Here is a 17,585-nt window from a genome sequence, read left to right on the forward strand (position 1 = left end):
GCGCAGCGTGCTGCTGGTGGCGCGCCAGGCCGACCCCGTTGCCGCTTGGTGGCGGGCGCTGGGGCCACTGCCGCGCGGCGCTGCGGTGCAGACGCTGTACCTGCCCTACACCCACGCTTCCGCATCGGCGCTGCCGGTGCGTTACCAGTTCGTTTGGCCTTCGGCCCCATTGCAACCATGACCACCGCTTCCACCATTCTCGTCACCGGCGCCGCCGGTTTCATTGGCATGCACGCCTGCGAGCGCCTGCTGGCACGCGGCGAAACCGTGGTCGGCATCGACAACCTCAACGCCTACTACGAGGTCTCGCTCAAGCGCGCGCGCCTGCAGCGGCTGGCGGCGTACCCCAACTTCCGCTTTGTGGCGTTGGACGTGGCCGACCGCACTGGCATGGCCGAACTGTTCGAGCAGTTGCGCCCGCGCGTGGTGCTGCACTTGGCGGCGCAGGCCGGGGTGCGCTACTCCATCGACAACCCGCACGCCTACGCCGACTCCAACCTGGTCGGATTCGTGAATGTGCTGGAAGGCTGCCGCGCGCAGCGGGTGCCGCACCTGGTGTACGCCAGCAGCTCCAGCGTGTACGGCGGCAACGCCAAGATGCCGCTGGCCGAGTCCGACCCCATCGACCACCCCATCAGCCTGTACGCCGCCACCAAGCGCGCCAACGAGCTGATGGCGCACACCTACAGCCACCTGTTCGACTTGCCCACCACCGGGCTGCGTTTCTTCACCGTGTACGGCCCGTGGGGGCGGCCCGACATGGCGCTGTTCAAGTTCACCCGCGCCATCCTGGCCGGTGAAACCATCGACGTGTACGGCCACGGCCAGATGGTGCGCGACTTCACCTACGTGGACGACATTGTGGAAGGGGTGCTGCGCGTGCTGGACCGGCCCGCCACGCCCGACGTGGCCTACAACCCGCTGCTGCCCGACCCGGCCACCGGCAGCGCCCCGTACCGGGTGTTCAACATCGGCAACCATGCGCCCACGGTGCTGATGGACTACATCGCCGCCATCGAAGCCGCGCTGGGCACCACCGCGCAGAAACGCTACCTGCCCGTGCAACCCGGCGACATGCAGGCCACCTTTGCCGACGCGCAGCGCCTGGCCGACTGGGTGGACTTTGCCCCCGCCACCCCGGTGGCCGAAGGCGTAGCGCGCTTTGTGCGCTGGTTCCGCGACTACTACGGCTGCTGAAGCGCGGCCTTGGCGGCCTCCAGGCGCCGCACGAGCTGGTCGGCGTAGGCCAGCAGGCGCGCGGTGCTGCCCTGGTTGGCTTGCAGCCACGCCGCCACGGGCGCGGGCAGTGTGCGCTGCTCCGGCTGTTGTGCCAGCAGTTCGGCCACATGCTGGCCCAGACCGCGCGCCGACACGACGGTGGTGGTGCCTTGCAGTGCGGTCAGCTCGGCGTACACCGCATCAAAATTGAACACGCAGGGGCCGGTCACGGTTGGTTTGCCCAGCGCCAATGGTTCCAGCGGGTTGTGCCCGCCCACGGGCACCAGGCTGCCGCCGACGAAGGCCACATCGCTGGCGGCGTAGAACGTCATCAGCTCGCCCAGGGTGTCCACCACCAGCACCTGGCCCGCCGCCGGGGCGGGTGTGTCGGGTGAGGGCGCCTGCGGCACGGGGGCCAAGGCGCTGCGGCACAGGGCCGAGAAACCCGCTTGCTCGACATCGGCCAGCACCGCGGGCAGGCGCTCCGGGTGGCGTGGCGCCAGCACCAGCAGCGCATCGGGTTGTTCGGCCAGCACGTGCCGGTGGGCCGTGAGCACTTGCGTTTCTTCTTCTGGGTGTGTGCTGGCGGCGATCCACACCGGACGTTGCTCGCCCCACCAGCGCCGCCATTGCTCGGCTTGCTCATGGGCCGATGCGGGCACGGTCAAGTCAAATTTGAGGTTGCCCCAGGCGTGGACGTAGGGAGCTTCGGCCCCCAGTGCAACAAAGCGTTGCACGTCCTCTGCGCTACGTGCGGCGATCAGCGTTGTTTGGCGCAGCGTGGGCCCAATGAGCCAGCGTAGCCGCCGGTAGGCGCGGTACGAGCGTTCAGACAAACGGGCATTGGCCAGCAGCAGCGGAATACCGGCTTTGTGGCAATTTGCGTACAAGTTGGGCCATATTTCGGTTTCGATCACGATGCCCAGCGTGGGGCGGGCACGGTCGATAAAACGGCCTATGGTGCCGGGCAGGTCAAACGGCAGGTAGCAATGTTCCACGGTGTCGCCAAACAGCCGCCGGACTTGTGCTGCGCCGGTGGGGGTGGTGGTGGTGACCAATACCGCCCAGTCTGGGTGTGTGGCTTGCCATTGCCGGATCAGTGGTGCGGCGGCCACGGTTTCGCCCACCGACACGGCATGCACCCACAGGCGCGGGCGTTTGGGCAGGTCAGGCATGTAGCCCAGACGTTCGCCCCAGCGTTGCATGTAGTCGGGGTTGGTGCGCCCTTTGAACCACAGGCGCACAAAGGCCAGCGGCAGCAGCAGGGTCAGCAGCAGCGAGTAGAGCGAACGTATCATGTCTCGGCCTGTGGGGGTTGAGGGGCGGTGGCCAGCACGGCATGCACTTCGCGCAGCACGTGTTCGGGCGTGATGTCGCGCAGGCAGCCAAATTCGCCGCCGCAGCTGGGGCGGCGTCGGCACGGCGAGCACGCCAGGCCCAGCCAGATCACCCGGCCATTGGGCCGCCCGGTGCGCTGGTAGGGGCAGGTGGAGCCAAAAATGGCCACGGTGGGCCGGTCCAGGGCTGTGCCCATGTGGGTCAGGCCGGTGTCCACTCCCACCAGCAAGGCCGAGTGGGCCACCAGCGCCACCGCCTCTGCCAGACCGGTCTGGCCCGCCAGGTTCACGGTACGCGGATCGGCGGCGGCCAGGCGCTGCGCCGCGGCGGCATCGCCCGGCCCGCCCAGGATGACGGGCCGCAGCCCGGTGCTGTCGGCCAGCTGGGGCAGCAAGTGTTGCCAGTGCTCTTCGAACCAGTGCTTCTGTGGCCGCGTGGTGAAGGGCGCCACCACGGCGTAACCGCCCGGCACCAGCTGGTGCTGGCCCAGCTGGGCCAGTGCCGCCTGCCCGGCAGCGGGCGACACCGTGAGGCTGGGGTGAAAGGTCGTGGCCTCCAGCCCGATGGCCTGCGCAAAGTGCTGGTATTCCGACGACATCAGCTCGCGCGGCTCGTGGTCGCGCGCCACCACCTCCGTCATCAGCCACTGGCTGCCTTCCTTGGAGCCCAGCCCCACGCGCCGGGGGGCACCCGAGAGCCACGCCAGAAAACCGCTTTTCATCAGGCCTTGCAGGTCGAGCGCGGTGTCAAACCGGCGCGCTCGTAACTGGCGTCTGAATTGCCACACCTGGCGCAGCAGTTCCAGCTTGCGGCCCTCGCGCCACAGCGTGCGCCAGGCCTGCTTGGGCCAGAGGATGACCTCGTCGATGTTCGGGTCAGGCGTCAGCAGCTCGTGGATGCCGGGCTCCACCAGCCAGGCGATGTGGGCGTCGGGGTACTGGCGCCGCAGCACTGCGGGCAGGGCGGACGTCATCACCACGTCGCCAATGGCGGAGGTGCGCACGATGAGAAAACGGTGTGGCATCTTGCGCTTTAAGCCGCCAGCAGTGCCGCCACGCACGCCTGCAGGTCGGCGTAGACGCCATCGGCTTCGGGGCCGCTGGTGTCGCTGGATTCGGCGTTGCTGGAGCGCACCCGGTACGCCCGGCCGACGCCAGCGGCGCGTGCGGCCTCAATGTCGGAGGGCTTGTCGCCGATCAGGAGGGAGTCGGCCAGCGACAGGTTGAGCTCGCGCGCGGCCTGTAGGATCATCCCGGGGGCGGGCTTGCGGCAGTCGCAATTGGTGGCCAGTTCGGCGACCGCTCCTTGCGGGTGGTGCGGGCAGTGGTACACCGCGTCTACTGCCGCACCGGCTTCGGCCAGCGCCTGTTGCATCTGGGTGGTGAGGGCCTGGTACTGTGTTTCGGTGTAATAGCCGCGTGCAATGCCGGACTGGTTCGTTACCACCACCAAGGCGTAGCCCGCTTGCTTGAGTTGGCGCATCGCGCCAATGGCACCGGGGATGAATTCAAAATCTTCCCAGCGGTGGACGTAGGCATGGTCGCGGTTGATCACACCGTCGCGGTCCAGAAACACCGCTTTGCGCGGGGTGGTGCCGGCGGTGGCCGATTCCCCGGCGCGGATGCGCTGCACCAGTGCGGTGGTCGAATACCCATCCACAAACGGGATGGCCACCGCATCACCGCCCCAGCTGCGCACCAGCCGGGTTTCGGCCAGCGTTTCCATGTCGTAGTCGCCGCCTTTGACGTACAGGTCGGGGCGCACCTCTTGCAGCAGCTCCACCGGCGTACGTTCGTCAAAAAACGTGACCAGGGACACCGAGGCCAGACCGGCTAGCACCGCAGCCCGATCTTCGGCCCGGTTCAATGGACGGTCGGGGCCTTTGCCCAGCATTTTGGCGGACACATCGGAATTGATGGCCACGACCAGCGTGCCACCCAGCGTCCGTGCCCGGTGCAGATAGTCCACATGGCCCCGGTGCAACACATCGAACACGCCATTGGTGAACACCAGCGGGCGCGGCAAGGTGGCCAAGCGTGCAGGCAGCGCAGTGCGCGGGCAGATTTTGTCGGTCAGTTCGTTCACGTGAACAGTTCCTCGTAACTCAGCGTGGCGGTGCCGAACTTGGCCACCACCAGCCCGCCGGCGCGGTTGGCGTGCTGCATGGCCTGGGCCAGCGGCAGCCCGCAGGCCAGCATCAGCGCCAGCGTGGCAATCACGGTGTCGCCTGCGCCGGTCACGTCGGCCACCTCGCGCGCCTGGGCCTGGATGTGCGTCACGCCTCTGGCCTCGAACAGCGACATGCCTTCCTCGGAGCGCGTCAGCAGCAGCGCCTGCAAGCCCAGCCGCTGGCGCAACTGTTGCGCCTTCTGTTCCAGCTCGGCCTCGCTGCGCCAGTGGCCCACCACCTGCGCCAGCTCGCCCCGGTTGGGGGTGATGACGCTGGCGCCAGCGTAGCGGTCGTAGTCCACGCCCTTGGGGTCGATCAGCACCGGCTTGCCCGCTTGGCGTGCCAGTTCAATCATGCGCGGAATGTGGGCCAGACCGCCCTTGCCGTAGTCCGAGAACAGCACCACATCGTGTTGCGGCAGCGCCGTGGCAAACGCCTCCAGCATACCCAGCAGGATTTCGTGGTCGGGTTCGCGCTCAAAATCCACCCGCAGCATCTGCTGCGCGCGCCCGATCATGCGCATCTTGACGATGGTTTGCAGCTGCGGGTCTTCGCCCAACACGGCCTGCACGCCGCGTTCGGTCAACAGGGCGCGCAGGCGCTGTGCGGGCTCGTCCTGGCCCACCATGCTCAACAGCGTGGCTTGCCCGCCCAATGTTTGGATGTTGAGCGCCACGTTGGCCGCACCGCCCAGCCGGTCTTCCTGCCGTTGCACGTGCAGTACCGGCACCGGTGCTTCCGGCGAAATGCGGTTGACCTCACCAAACCAGTAGCGGTCCAGCATCACGTCGCCCACCACCAGCACGCTGCTGGCGGCCAGGGTGGTCGCACCGGGGCAGCCGCTAGGCTCAGGCAGATGGCGCTGGCCGTTCATGCCAACCCCAGCGTTTCTTCAATCAGGCCGCACAGGGTGTGCCCGATCAGGATGTGCGCCTCCTGGATGCGCGCCGTCACCGGGCTGGGCACCACGATGGCCACATCGCACAGCTCGCGCAGCACGCCGCCGTCGCGCCCCAGCAGGCCGACCACGCCAATGCCCAGCGCCCGCGCTTCCTGCACCGCCCGCACCACGTTGCGCGATTGCCCCGAGGTCGAGATCGCCACCAGCACGTCGCCACCCCGCCCCAGCGCCACCACTTGGCGCGCAAACACCTCGTCAAAGGTGTAATCGTTGGCAATGCAGGTCAGCGCCGAGCTGTCGGTGGACAGCGCCAGCGCCGCCAGTGGCCGGCGGTCGCGCACAAAGCGGCCCGTCAGTTCGGCGGCCAGGTGCTGGCTGTCGGCGGCGGAGCCGCCGTTGCCGCAGAACAGCAGCTTGTGGCCCTGCTGCAGCGCCTGTGCTGCCAAGGCGCCCGCCTGCGCCACCGGCGCCGCCAGGGCGTCCAGCGTGTCAAACAGTGCGCGGTGCTCGTTGAGGTTGCGCAGGAAGAGGTCGGTCATGGGTGTGTCGGTGGGGGGATGTGCATCTGTTATTGTCTGCGATATTTTTGGCTTCACACGGGCGGCCCCTGCTGGCGCGCCGGTCTGCACTATGGAACTCAACCCCACGGGCCAGCAGTTGCTGGCCTACGTCCGGCCGCAGTGGCGCATGTTTGCCACCGCGCTGCTGTTTTTCACGCTCAGTTCGGCGGTCGAGCCCATCATCCCGGCCCTGTTCAAGCAGCTGATCGATTCCGGCTTCCAGGACGGCCTGACCTTTCCGTTGTGGCTGGTGCCGCTGGTGGTGATTGGCCTGTTCCTGGCGCGTGGCGCGCTGGGCTTTGTGGGCGCCTACGCCATGAACTCGGCCACTTCGTCGATGGTGCTGGGCCTGCGCCGCGACCTGATGCGCGCCCTGCTGCGCGCCGACGCCCGCCTGTTCACCACCCTCAACCCCGGCGTGGCGGTGACCAAGATCATCAACGACCCCCAGCACGCCTCCCAGACCATCGGCAACTCGATGGTGACGCTGATCAAGGACTCGACCACGCTGCTGTTCCTGGTGGCCTACCTGTTCTACCTGAACTGGGAGCTGACGCTGATCTCGTTTGTCTCGATGCCGCTGCTGGGCGTCACCATCCAGCTGGTGCGCAAGCGCCTGCGCCGCGTGGGGCAGGAGCAGTACCGTTCGCAGCAGGCGCTGGTGGGCATTGTGGACGACAACGCCAGAGCTTGGCGCGTGGTGCGCACCTTTGACGCCGCCGACTTCGAACTGCAACGCTTCGATGCCGAAGCCGTGCGCCACCGCCGCTGGTTGCTCAAGCAGGTGGCCACCGGCGCGCTGGTCACGCCCATGACGCAGGTGGTGGCGGCCATTGGCGTGTCCACCATCATCACGCTGGCGCTGTGGCAAGCCAGCCAGGGCGCGGCCACGGTGGGCGAGTTCGTCTCCTTCATCACCGCACTGCTGATGACGATCTCGCCCATGCGCCACCTCGCCGACGTGTTCCAGCCCATCAACAACGCACTGATCTCGGCCCGGGGCTCGTTCGAGCTGCTCAACATCGCGCCCGAGCAAGACCACGGCCGCGCCGTGCTGCCAGAGTGCCGGGGCCAGATCGACTTCTGCCACGTCACCGTGCATTACGAGGGCGCGCCACAACCCGCGCTGGCGGGGCTGGACTTGCACATTCCGGCGGGCCACACCGTGGCACTGGTGGGGGCCTCGGGCGCGGGCAAGACCACGATCATCAACGCCCTGCTGCGCTTTGCACACGCCACCCAGGGCGAGGTGCTGCTGGACGGCCAGCCCATCGAGTCACTGGCCCTGGCCAGCCTGCGCCGCCACTTTGCGGTGGTGTCGCAGGAGATCGTGCTGTTCGATGGCAGCCTGGCGCAAAACGTGGCCTACGCCAGCCCCACCGGCGTGGATCGGGCGCGTGTGGAGCGTTGCCTGCGCGCGGCCAACCTGTGGCCGTTCGTGGAGCAGCAGCCCCTGGGCCTGGACGCCCCCATCGGTGCCAACGGCAGCCTGCTGTCGGGCGGGCAGCGCCAGCGCCTCGCCATTGCCCGCGCCCTGTACCGCGACGCGGCGGTGTGGATCTTTGACGAAGCCACCTCCGCGCTGGACTCCGAATCGGAGCAGGTGGTGCAGCGTTCGATCGAGGAGCTGCGCCGCACCAAGACCCTGATCCTAGTGGCGCACCGCCTGAGCACCGTGCGCAACGCCGACACCATCTGCGTGCTGTCCGAAGGCCGCATCGCCGAGCAAGGCACCCACGATGAACTGATGGCGCTCAACGGCACCTACGCCGGCATGGTGCGGCTGCAGCAGGGCGGTTGACGCCGGGCGGAAAACCGCTCAGGCGGCCAGCGCGCGCTGGTACACGCGCAGCGTGTGCGCCAGCATGGTGTCGATGGAAAACGCCTGCTCGAAACGCTGGCGCGCCTGCAGGCCGAACTGTTGCGCCGTGGCCGGATGCTGCATCAGGTGCTGGATGGCCTGCGCCAGCGCCGCCGGGTCTTCGGGCGGCACCAGCAGGCCGTTCACCCCATCGGCCACCACTTCCGGGATGCCGCCCACGCGGCTGGCCACGATGGGCTTGCCCGCAGCGCAGGCTTCCATCAGTGCCAGGCCCAGCCCTTCCGAGCGCGAAGGTTGCACCACCACGTCAGCGGCGGCCAGCAGCTCAGGGATGTCGTCGCGCCGCCCCAGCCACATGGCCAGGCCGTCGGTGTCGTGCGCGTGCTGCTGCTGGCCCCAGGCCGTTTCCTGGCCGGCAAACAGCCATTGGACAGTGCCAATGCCTGCCTGCTGCTGCAACAGCCGTGCCGCCGACAGCGCAACGTCGTGCCCCTTGACCTCGGCCACCCGGCCCACCAGCAGCACGGCGGTGTCGTGCTCGGCCAGCCCCAGCGCCTGGCGCGTGGCCTGCCGTGCATCGGGCGTGCATACCGCTTGGCAGTCGCGGGCGCCGGGAAACACCACCTCGATCCGCTCCGGCGCAAAACCGCGCATTACCAGATGATCCTTGACCGCCTGCGACACCGCAATCAGCGGTTGGTGGCGGGGGTAGCGTTTCCACGTGGTGAGGTCGTGTACCGTGCTCACCAGCCGCTGCCCTGTCCAGCGCGCGGCCCATTGCCCGTACCACGCGGCGCGCACCAGGTGGGTGTGGACCAGGTCGTAGCGCTGGCGGCGCAACAGGCGCACCAGCCGGTACAGCGCCACCGCGTCGTAGTGGCCCCGGAAGTCAAAATCGTGTACCACAAAGCCGCCTTCGGCCAGGCGCTGCCCGATCCACGCCTGCCGTGGTGCGGCGACTTCCACCGTGTGCCCCGCCGCCCGCAAGCCCGCGCACAACTGCAGCAGGTGTTGCTCGGCGCCGCCGTACTTGTGGTTGTGCAGAATTTGCAGAATGCGCATGGTCAGTCGTCGCGTGGGGTGCCGGGGTGGGGCGATCGCATCAACAACGCGCTGAACAGCACGAACAACGCCGCCGTGTTGGAGCGCCACAGGTAGCTCTCGAACAGGCACACCACCGCCATGAAGGTGACCAGGCCCACGCGCCAGTCCGACAGCGCATCGCCCCAGCCTTGCCACAGCGCCGGTGGAAACAGCACCAGGCCCAGCACCAGCGCACCCAGCACGCCGGTGCAGGCCAGCACAAACAGGTATTGGTTGTGCGGGTTGACCGTGGTCAGCCAGGCCGGGCTGTGTTGGGCGTTGACGCGCGCGTATTCCCGCGTGAAGTCGCCCGCGCCCACGCCCAGCAGCGGCTCTTGGGCCCACAGGCGCAGCGAATTGGCGTAGAAGTTGAGCCGCAGCCCGACTGAGGTGTTGACGGCGGCCTCGCGGTGGGTGGCCTCGTGCAGCGCCAAGTCCACCCGCTCGCGCAGGTAGGGGCTGGCGCTGTAGCTGATGCCCGCCAGGCCCGTGACCACCACCAGCGCGCCCGCGACGGCCTTCCAGGGTTGGTGGCGCAGCCGTTGCAGCACCAGCAGCGCCGCCAGCACCAGAAACGTGACCTGCCCCGCGCGCCCGCCCGAGAACACCAGGTTGACCGTGGTGGCCAGCCCCAGCACCGCCCACAGCCCGCGTTGCCAGCCCTGCGCCGCCCAGGCCCGGTACCACGTCAGGTAGCCCGCCCACGCCAGCGCTGGCGCGTACAGGATGCGGTCCACGAAGGGTGCGGTGTCCTCGGGCTTGTTGTCCAGCCGGATGCCGACTGGCCATTCCGTAAGCCAGTGCATCTGCACCCAGTTGTAGTAGGCCAGCACCTCGCAAAACGCACAACCCGCCAGAAAGAAGGCCATGCAGCGCGGCAGCCACTCCCGCTGCGCCACCGCCAAATACAGGCCCGACAGCAAGAACAGGCCATAACGGCGCACCGCGCGCCAGCCTTCCGCCATGTCCTGCGTCCACAGCAGCGACAGCACAAACACCCAGAAGAAGGCCTGGAAGATCCAGAACAGCGGCTCGCCGCGTACACGTTGCCACAGCCGGGTCCAGTTGCCACCCAGCAGCGTTACCAGCAGCAGCACCAGCGTGAGCTGGTACACCGGTGCAATGTGGATCGGCAAAAAAAAGAACAACGCCGCAAACAACCACGGCGTCGCCCGCTCCGTCCAGTGTGTATTCGCGCTCATGCGGCCACATCCGGTAGCAGTCTGATGCCACCCAGCTCGAACGTCCTGGCCATGGATTGACGCTCCGCGTCGGACTTGAAACGCACCTTGTCCCAGCCAAAGGCCACCACTTGAGTTGAGGCCGCGCCCACCTGGCGTGCAAACAGCAGCGCGGTGGAGCGCACACCCACCACAGCATCGTAAGGTGTATGTGCCAAATGTTCTTCCAGGGTTTCGTTTAGCGTCAGTAACCGATAGTTAGGCTGGTTCATTTCCTGTTGCACATCCTTGGGGTGCCCCTTGTAATAAATTTCGTCAAAATCTTGTTGTCGCAGCCAGTGGTGGATGGCCTCGCCCGTGATCAGGCTGTCGGTGGCACTCATCAGTCCTGCGCCTGCTAATGGCTGGCCAATCACCAAGGCGCGTCGCGTCGAGGGAGATGTATCTGGCGTGGTGTGGGTCGGGGTGACGAGGGGGGGGAGCGTCACCGTCTTGTGGGCGGGATATTCGTGCGGCAAACCGGGCAGTACGTAGATGCGGTCGCAGAACGGCGCGTCCGAGCCAATGCGGTCGCCCGCAAAACACCAGTAGTCCAGCTCTGGCGCCACCAGCCGGCGCAGGCGGCGCAGGCGCTGCCCCAGGCGCTTGGGCCACGACAGCGGGTAGCGCCGCGTGCTGATGATGCCATCGGGCAATATGCGCGCGTGCATGGTGCCAGCGCCGCACAACCTGGGCAAGGCACGCAAAAAGTAGTTGATGGCCTCGGTGTCGAACACCGCGCTGTGGATGTGCAGTTGCTGGCACGGCCCCACCCAGTCGGCCACCAGCTGCAGGTTGGCCTGCTGGCGGCGCAGGCGCCCGAGGCGGCCCGGCAGCGGCTCCCAGCGCGGCCACGGCATGTAGCCGCTGGCGTCCCATTCCTGCGCCTGCACAATCGGTGCCACACCGGGCTTGTACCAGACCAGCACCTGGCGCGCACCGCGCTCGTGCGTCTGCGCAATGCGCCGCGCCGCCAGGTACTGCAGCGGTGACGCGACAAAATACAGGGCCACAGTGGCCGACGGTGAGGCAGTTGCCATGGAGCAGCGGTGCGCGGTGGTGAAAGGTGAAGGTGTGTGCGCGAAGGTAAGTGCCTGGCCCGGTTCAGGCATCGCCGCCAAACAAGTCCCGCGTGTAGACCTTGTCGGCCACATCGTCCAGTTCAGGCGTGCGGCGGTTGGCCACGATCACGTCCGACACACGCTTGAATTCGGCCAGATCCTGCAGCACGCGCGAGTTGTAGAAGCGGTCCTCTGTCAGCATGGGTTCGTACACCACCACCTCCACGCCCTTGGCCTTGAGGCGCTTCATCACGCCCTGGATGCTGCTGGCGCGCAGGTTGTCGCTGCCCGCTTTCATCACCAGGCGGTGGATGCCCACCACCTGCGGGCGGCGTTGCAGGATGTCGCTGGCAATGAAGTCTTTGCGCGTGCTGTTGGCGTCCACAATGGCGCGGATCAGCGTCTGTGGCACGTTGCGGTAGTTGGCCAGCAGTTGCTTGGTGTCCTTGGGCAGGCAGTAGCCGCCATAGCCAAAACTGGGGTTGTTGTAGTGCGCGCCGATGCGTGGATCCAGGCACACACCGTCGATGATCTGGCGCGTGTCCAGGCCGTGCGTGGCGGCGTAGGTGTCAAGCTCGTTGAAGTAGGCCACCCGCATCGCCAGGTAGGTGTTGGCAAACAGCTTGATGGCTTCGGCCTCGGTGCTGTCGGTCAGCAGCACGGGCACGTCGGGCGCCAGTGCGCTGGTGCGCAGCAATTCGGCAAACTGGCGCGCGCGCGCCGACTGGCTGCCCACCACGATGCGGCTGGGGTGCAGGTTGTCGTGCAGCGCCCGGCCTTCGCGCAAGAATTCAGGCGAGAAGATCACCTCGGTGCTGCCGCAGCGTTGCTGCAGCTGTGCCGTAAAGCCCACCGGCACCGTGGACTTGACGACGATACAGGCCTGGGGCCGGTGCCGCAGCACGTCCTGCACCACGGCCTCGACCGAGCGGGTATCAAAGCCGTTGGTGTCGGCGTCGTAGTCGGTGGGGGTGGCCACCACCACAAAGTCGGCGTCGGCGTAGGCCTCGGCGGGGTTGCTGGTGGCGTGCAGGTGCAGCGTGGCCTGCTGCAGGTAGCACGTGATGTCGGCGTCCTCGATCGGGCTGGTGCGCTGGTTCAGCGCCGCTACCCGGGCTGGGTTGATGTCGAGCACCACCACCTGGTGGCGCTGGGCCAGCAATACGGAAATGGACAGGCCCACATAGCCCATGCCTGCGACGGCTATCTTCATGGGGCGAGTACCGCGTTGATGGCTTGCAGGTCGGCGTCCTGCAGCACGCCACTGGCCTGCTTCAGCTTGAGGCCACCCACCAGCACGTTGTAGCGCGCTTGCGCGAGTTGCGCCTTGGTCTGGTAGAGCTGGCTCTGGGCGTTGAGTACGTCTATGTTGATGCGCACGCCCACCTGGTAGCCCAGCTGGTTGGCCTCCAGCGCGCTCTGGCTGGAGGTCTCGGCGGCCTGCAGTGCCTTGACCTGGCCCAGCCCCGATACCACGCCAAAGTAGCTGGCGCGCGTGGCCTGCACCGCGCCGCGCCTGGCCGCTTCCAGGTCGTTGCGGGCCTTGTCCTCCAGCGCCAGCGTTTCCTTGACGCGGTTTTGCACCGCGTAGCCGCTGAACACCGGCAGGTTGAACTGCACGCCCACGCTGGCGGTGTGGTTGCGCACGTAGCTGGCGCTGCCAGCTGTGTTGGAGGGCGCACGCGCCAGCTGGTACTGTGCCACCGCGTCCAGCGTGGGCTGGTGGCCGGTTTGCGCCTTGCGCGTCTCCAGCTGCGCGATGGTCAGGCCCAGGCTGGCCTGTCGCACGTTCGGGTGTTCGGCTTCGGCGCGCGCTACCCAGTGCTGCAGGTCGTCGGGGGCCACAGCGGGCAGGGCCGCGTCGGGGCGCAGGCGCCACGGTGCGGTGTTGGTCTGGCCCACCAGTTGGTCCAGCGCCAGCCGCTTGACGCGCAGGTCGTTGTCGGCGGCAATTTCCTGCGCCGTCACCAGGTCGAATTGCGCTTGCGCCTCGTGGGTGTCGGTGATGGTGGCGGTGCCGACCTCGAACTGGCGCCGCGCGGCGGCCAGCTGCTGTGCCACGGCGGTCTTTTGTGCCTGCACAAAGGTCAGGTTGTCCTGCGCCGCCAGCACGTCAAAGTAGGCCTGCGCGGTGCGCACCAGCACATCTTGTTGTGCCGCCTGCAGCCGCGCCTGCGCCACTTGCAGTGCCTGCTGGGCCTGGTCGTAGGTCAGGCGGTTGGCGGGGCGGTACAGCGGCTGGCGCCCGGTGAGCTGCACGTTCTGGCTGTTGAAGCTGTCGTCCTGCGTTGGCACATTGCTGTCGCGCCGGCTGGCGGTGGCGTCAGCGGCCAGCGCCACGTTGGGCAGCAGTCCGGCCTGCGCCTGTGCCGCCTGGGCCACGCTGGCCTCGTACTGCGCGCGGGCCGCCAGGAAGGTGGCGTCGTAACCCTGCGCCGCCTCGTACAGCGTCTGCAGGCTCTGGGCCTGGACGCCGCCCCAGCACGCCAGCGCCAGCCCACCCAGCAGGGCACCCCGCTTCCAATGGGCGCGGCGCGTGCCAGGTGCCGGGACGTCGGACAGGGTGGGGTGCAGGCGTGGTGGGGTGGTCATGGGGGCAGGGCGTTGGTAAAGCAGGAAGGCAGTGACGTGTGTGTGGCGGGCCGCTTCAATACCGCGGCACCGTGGCGTCCACCTCGTGCGACCAGGCGTCGATACCGCCACTCAGGTTCACCACCTCGTCAAAGCCGTGCTGCTGCAAGAAGTGCGTCACCTGGGCGCTGCGCGCGCCGTGGTGGCACAGGCAGGCGATGGGCCGCTCGCGCGGCAAGTCCTGCAGACGCGCCGGAATGGTGTGCATGGGCATGTGCAGCAGCTCGAAACCCGCAGGCTTGACGCTGGCGGTCTGCAGCTCCCAGGGTTCGCGCACATCCAGCACCACGGGCAGCGTGCCGTCGGCGGGGGTGTGTTCGGCCAGCCAGGTGGCCAGCTGGGCGGGGCGGATGGCAGGCAGCATGGTCTGTCCCGCCTCAGAAACGGAAGGTGGACGGGCGCGGGAAGTTCAGCAGGCGCGGCACCACCGTGTCCCACGGCTGTTCGGTGTGGAAGCGCGCCGGGCCCACGCAGCGGATGATGGTGGCGCGCATGATGGGCTCATCGCCCACCACGGCAAACAGGCGCCCGCCGGTCTTGAGCATGTCCAGCAGCACCTCGGGCACTTCGGCCACCGAGCCGCTGAGCACGATGGCGTCGTACGGCGCACCGGCCGAGCACGCGGCAAAGAACTGCTTGGCGGCGTCGGCTTCCTTCACCTCCACGTTGGTGATGCCCAGGCGCTCCAGCCGGGCACGGGCGCGGCGCGCCAGCGTCGGGTCGATCTCCAGCGTGGTGACGTGGGCGGCCTGGCTGGCCATCAGCGCGGCCATGTAGCCCGAGCCGGTGCCAATCTCCAGCACCTTGTCGGTGGGCTGCAGCGCCAGCTCCTGCAGCGTGCGTGCCTCCACGCGCGGGGCCAGCATGCACTGGCCGTCGGCGCCCTGCGGCGTCAGCGGAATTTCCATGTCCATCAACGCCAGCGCCTTGTAATCCTCGGGCACAAACTCCTCGCGCTTGATCTCGCCCAGCAGCGCCAGCACCTGGGCGTCCAGCACCTCCCAGGGGCGGATCTGCTGCTCAATCATGTTGAAGCGGGCTTGTTCAAAATCGAAAGGGGCGGTGACGGTGCTCATTGAATGAATACTCCGATGGGTATATGGGCGGATGCTCAGTTATTTTACCGGCCAGGGCCGCTGGCGCGTGTATGCTTGCAGCGGTGCCGATTGTCCGGTGTCTGTCCCCGCTTTTTTGAATCTGGATGTGAAAAATGAGCCCATCTGAAACCATCGTGCTGGCTGGCGGCTGCTTCTGGTGCACCGAGGCGGTGTTCGTGCGCGTCAAGGGCGTGCTCGACGTCGAGTCCGGCTACAGCAACGGCCACGTGCCCCAGCCCAGCTACGAAGCGGTGTGCAGTGGCCAGACCGGCCACGCCGAAGTCGTCAAGCTGACGTTCGACCCCACCGTCATCGGCCTGCGCCAGTTGCTGCACATCTTCTTTGCCATCCACGACCCCACCACGCCCAACCGCCAGGGCCACGATGTGGGGACGCAGTACCGCAGCGGCATCTACTGCACCACGCCGGAACAAGAGGGCGTGGCGCGCCACGTCATCGCCGAACTGCAAGCCGAGGAGGTGTTTGACGCCCCCATCGTGACCGAGGTGCAGCCGCTGCACAACTACTGGCCCGCCGAGGACTACCACCAGGACTTCTTTGACCGCAACCCCACGCAGGGCTACTGCTTGGCGGTGGCCGCGCCCAAGGTGGCCAAGTTGCGCCAAGTGTTTGCCCAATGGGTGCGCGACTGAGCGCCCACGTTATAATCTGCGGTTTTGCAGCGTTTCGCTGGCCGGGTGTGGTCAGTCGTGTGTCTCAAGCGTTGCGGAAAATTGCGGTGCACACGCGTGTGTGCGGTGCATCCCTCCATCCCCAACCTGAAGGAAACATCATGGTCGTAATCCGACTCTCCCGCGGCGGCTCCAAGGCACGTCCGTTCTACAACATCGTGGTCGCCCACCAGCAAAACCGCCGCGATGGCCGTTTCATCGAACGCATCGGCTTCTACAACCCGCTGGCCCGTGGTGGCGAAGAGCCGCTGCGTCTGGCGCTGGACCGCCTGACCTACTGGCAAGGCGTGGGCGCACAGGCTTCCGACGCTGTCGAGCGCCTGATCAAGCAGGCCACCAAGGCCGCTGCCGCCACCGCTGTTGCCGCTTAATCGCATGGCCGCCGTACCCGGTCTCGAGCCAGCCGCTCTGCCGCCCGACGCGGTCGAGCTGGGCCGGGTGCAGGAAGCCTGGGGGATCAAGGGCTGGGTGCGCCTGCACTCGCACAGCGCCGATCCCCTGGTGCTGCTCCACAGCAAGCGCTGGTACCTCTCCGTGCCACAGGGTCGCTACGCCCGTGGCTTTGACGCCTTCACCGGCACCGTGGTGGTGCAGGTGGCCGAAGTCAAGGTACACGCCGACGGCCTGGTGGCCAAGTTCGAGCCCGTGGCCGACCGCAACGCCGCCGAGGCGCTCAAGAGCGCCGTCATCTCGGTCTCGCGCGCCGATTTTCCGCCGTCCTCCAGCAGCGACGACGAGTTCTACTGGGTCGATCTGCTGGGCCTGAGCGTCGTCAACCGCGAAGGCGTGGCGCTGGGCGTGGTGCGCGATTTGCTGGCCACCGGCCCCAATTCCGTGCTGTGTCTCGAGTACGACGCCGACGGCAAGACCCACGAACGCATGATCCCGTTCGTTTCGGTGTACGTGGACAAGGTCGATCTGGCCGCGCGCTGCATCACCGTGGACTGGCAACCCGACTACTGATTTTCTGCGACTCAACGCCGTTGCGGCGGCTCCCGCCCATGCGCTTTGACGTCATCACCCTGTTCCCCGAGCTGTTTGCGCCGTTCCTGAGCCACGGCATCAACCGCCGCGCCTTCGAATCCGGCCTGGTGGATGTGCGCCTGTGGCAACTGCGCGACTTTGCCGAAGGCAACTACCGCCGCGTGGACGACCGCCCCTTTGGCGGCGGCCCCGGCATGGTGATGCTGGCCGACCCGCTGTACCGCTGCTGGCAGGCCATCCGCGCCGAGCGCAACGAGGCCGAACCAGCGCCCACCGTGCTGTTCTCGCCGCTGGGGCAGCGCCTGGCGCATCCGGTGGTGACGGGGTTTGCCTCCGGTCAGGGCGCCATTCTGGTCTGCGGCCGCTACGAGGGCATCGACCAGCGTTTCATCGACGCCTGCGTGGACGCGCAGCTCAGCCTGGGCGACTTTGTGCTCTCCGGCGGCGAGATCCCGGCCATGGCCTTGCTCGACGCCGTGGCGCGCCTGCAACCCGGTGTGCTCAACGACGCCGGCAGCCACCAGCAGGACAGCTTCAACCCCGCGCTCGATGGCCTGCTGGATTGCCCGCACTACACCCGGCCCGAAGTCTGGCACGGCCCGCAGGGCGAGGTGGCGGTGCCCGAGGTGCTGCTGTCGGGCAACCACGCCCGCATCGAGGCCTACCGCCGCCAGCAGCGCCTGCACACCACCGCCCAGTGGCGGCCCGACGTGCTGCAGCAGGTGCGCGCCGCCGGTGGCCTGACCCGGCAGGACGAGGCGGCCTTGCGCGCCGCTGGCGCCTGAACCCCGCTATAATCTTGGGTTTT

General features: G+C 67.6%; 18 protein-coding genes and 2 pseudogenes. 7 read left to right on the forward strand and 13 right to left on the reverse strand.

Going from position 1 to position 17,585, the window contains the following annotated elements; all coding sequences use genetic code 11:
- Together CON76_RS13130 and CON76_RS09030 are read left to right on the forward strand one after the other, a co-directional pair.
- Positions 1-181 (forward strand): annotated as a pseudogene (locus tag CON76_RS13130) (hypothetical protein); the annotation flags it as partial.
- Positions 178-1,197: an NAD-dependent epimerase gene (locus tag CON76_RS09030; RefSeq protein WP_101103031.1), complete on the forward strand. Its 1,020-nt coding sequence runs from the start codon at positions 178-180 to the stop codon at positions 1,195-1,197. The pseudogene CON76_RS13130 and the gene CON76_RS09030, both read left to right, overlap by 4 nt.
- On the opposite strand, the gene waaA is transcribed toward CON76_RS09030, so the two are convergent.
- The 6 genes and pseudogenes from waaA to CON76_RS09055 form a co-directional block, all read right to left on the reverse strand.
- Positions 1,185-2,516, reverse strand: a complete 1,332-nt coding sequence (gene waaA / locus CON76_RS09035) for a lipid IV(A) 3-deoxy-D-manno-octulosonic acid transferase (RefSeq protein WP_101103032.1) — start codon at positions 2,514-2,516, stop codon at positions 1,185-1,187. The genes CON76_RS09030 and waaA overlap by 13 nt on opposite strands.
- Entirely contained in the window at positions 2,513-3,580 is a 1,068-nt protein-coding gene (gene waaF, locus CON76_RS09040; protein WP_101103033.1) for a lipopolysaccharide heptosyltransferase II, read from the reverse strand. The genes waaA and waaF overlap by 4 nt, the downstream gene beginning before the upstream one ends.
- Before the next feature lie 8 nt (positions 3,581-3,588).
- Positions 3,589-4,188: a D-glycero-beta-D-manno-heptose 1,7-bisphosphate 7-phosphatase gene (gmhB, locus tag CON76_RS09045; protein ID WP_240592827.1), complete on the reverse strand. Its 600-nt coding sequence runs from the start codon at positions 4,186-4,188 to the stop codon at positions 3,589-3,591.
- Positions 4,171-4,641, reverse strand: a pseudogene (rfaE2, locus tag CON76_RS13300) (D-glycero-beta-D-manno-heptose 1-phosphate adenylyltransferase); the annotation flags it as partial. The gene gmhB and the pseudogene rfaE2, both read right to left, overlap by 18 nt.
- Positions 4,638-5,600, reverse strand: coding sequence for a D-glycero-beta-D-manno-heptose-7-phosphate kinase (rfaE1, locus tag CON76_RS09050; protein ID WP_101103034.1), 963 nt, complete (start codon positions 5,598-5,600; stop codon positions 4,638-4,640). The pseudogene rfaE2 and the gene rfaE1, both read right to left, overlap by 4 nt.
- Complete coding sequence (locus tag CON76_RS09055) at positions 5,597-6,166, reverse strand: D-sedoheptulose-7-phosphate isomerase (RefSeq protein WP_101103035.1); 570 nt, start codon at positions 6,164-6,166, stop codon at positions 5,597-5,599. Before CON76_RS09055 ends, rfaE1 begins: the two co-directional genes overlap by 4 nt.
- 91 nt (positions 6,167-6,257) lie before the next feature.
- Here CON76_RS09055 and msbA point away from each other — a divergent pair, with 91 nt between their 5' ends.
- Positions 6,258-7,988, forward strand: coding sequence for a lipid A export permease/ATP-binding protein MsbA (gene msbA, locus CON76_RS09060; protein WP_101103036.1), 1,731 nt, complete (start codon positions 6,258-6,260; stop codon positions 7,986-7,988).
- 18 nt (positions 7,989-8,006) lie between these two features.
- Here msbA and CON76_RS09065 read toward each other — a convergent pair whose 3' ends face one another.
- From CON76_RS09065 to CON76_RS09095, 7 genes are all read right to left on the reverse strand, one after another.
- Positions 8,007-9,071, reverse strand: a complete 1,065-nt coding sequence (locus CON76_RS09065; RefSeq protein WP_101103037.1) for a glycosyltransferase family 4 protein — start codon at positions 9,069-9,071, stop codon at positions 8,007-8,009.
- Between the two features lie 2 nt (positions 9,072-9,073).
- The gene (locus CON76_RS09070) at positions 9,074-10,294 is read right to left on the reverse strand and encodes an O-antigen ligase family protein (protein ID WP_101103038.1); all 1,221 of its coding nucleotides are present in this window, start codon (positions 10,292-10,294) and stop codon (positions 9,074-9,076) included.
- The gene (locus CON76_RS09075; protein WP_101103039.1) at positions 10,291-11,352 is read right to left on the reverse strand and encodes a polysialyltransferase family glycosyltransferase; all 1,062 of its coding nucleotides are present in this window, start codon (positions 11,350-11,352) and stop codon (positions 10,291-10,293) included. The genes CON76_RS09070 and CON76_RS09075 overlap by 4 nt, the downstream gene beginning before the upstream one ends.
- A 64-nt stretch (positions 11,353-11,416) precedes the next feature.
- The gene (locus CON76_RS09080; RefSeq protein WP_101103040.1) at positions 11,417-12,586 is read right to left on the reverse strand and encodes a nucleotide sugar dehydrogenase; all 1,170 of its coding nucleotides are present in this window, start codon (positions 12,584-12,586) and stop codon (positions 11,417-11,419) included.
- Entirely contained in the window at positions 12,583-13,965 is a 1,383-nt protein-coding gene (locus CON76_RS09085) for a TolC family outer membrane protein (protein WP_101103041.1), read from the reverse strand. Before CON76_RS09085 ends, CON76_RS09080 begins: the two co-directional genes overlap by 4 nt.
- A 55-nt stretch (positions 13,966-14,020) precedes the next feature.
- The gene (locus CON76_RS09090; protein ID WP_101103042.1) at positions 14,021-14,368 is read right to left on the reverse strand and encodes a rhodanese-like domain-containing protein; all 348 of its coding nucleotides are present in this window, start codon (positions 14,366-14,368) and stop codon (positions 14,021-14,023) included.
- A 13-nt stretch (positions 14,369-14,381) separates the two neighbouring features.
- Positions 14,382-15,080: a protein-L-isoaspartate O-methyltransferase family protein gene (locus tag CON76_RS09095; RefSeq protein WP_101103043.1), complete on the reverse strand. Its 699-nt coding sequence runs from the start codon at positions 15,078-15,080 to the stop codon at positions 14,382-14,384.
- Positions 15,081-15,214: 134 nt separating this feature from the next.
- On the opposite strand from CON76_RS09095, the gene msrA reads away from it, so the two are divergent.
- From msrA to trmD, 4 genes are all read left to right on the forward strand, one after another.
- Positions 15,215-15,754, forward strand: coding sequence for a peptide-methionine (S)-S-oxide reductase MsrA (msrA, locus tag CON76_RS09100; RefSeq protein ID WP_101103044.1), 540 nt, complete (start codon positions 15,215-15,217; stop codon positions 15,752-15,754).
- 140 nt (positions 15,755-15,894) lie between these two features.
- Positions 15,895-16,164, forward strand: coding sequence for a 30S ribosomal protein S16 (rpsP, locus tag CON76_RS09105; protein ID WP_101103045.1), 270 nt, complete (start codon positions 15,895-15,897; stop codon positions 16,162-16,164).
- Between the two features lie 4 nt (positions 16,165-16,168).
- Positions 16,169-16,756: a ribosome maturation factor RimM gene (rimM, locus tag CON76_RS09110; protein WP_101103046.1), complete on the forward strand. Its 588-nt coding sequence runs from the start codon at positions 16,169-16,171 to the stop codon at positions 16,754-16,756.
- A 38-nt stretch (positions 16,757-16,794) separates the two neighbouring features.
- Positions 16,795-17,562: a tRNA (guanosine(37)-N1)-methyltransferase TrmD gene (trmD, locus tag CON76_RS09115; RefSeq protein WP_101103047.1), complete on the forward strand. Its 768-nt coding sequence runs from the start codon at positions 16,795-16,797 to the stop codon at positions 17,560-17,562.
- Positions 17,563-17,585 lie beyond the last annotated feature (23 nt).

The organism is Macromonas bipunctata (genome assembly GCF_002837135.1).
In the GTDB taxonomy this organism is placed as follows: Bacteria; Pseudomonadota; Gammaproteobacteria; order Burkholderiales; family Burkholderiaceae_C; genus Macromonas_A; species Macromonas_A bipunctata.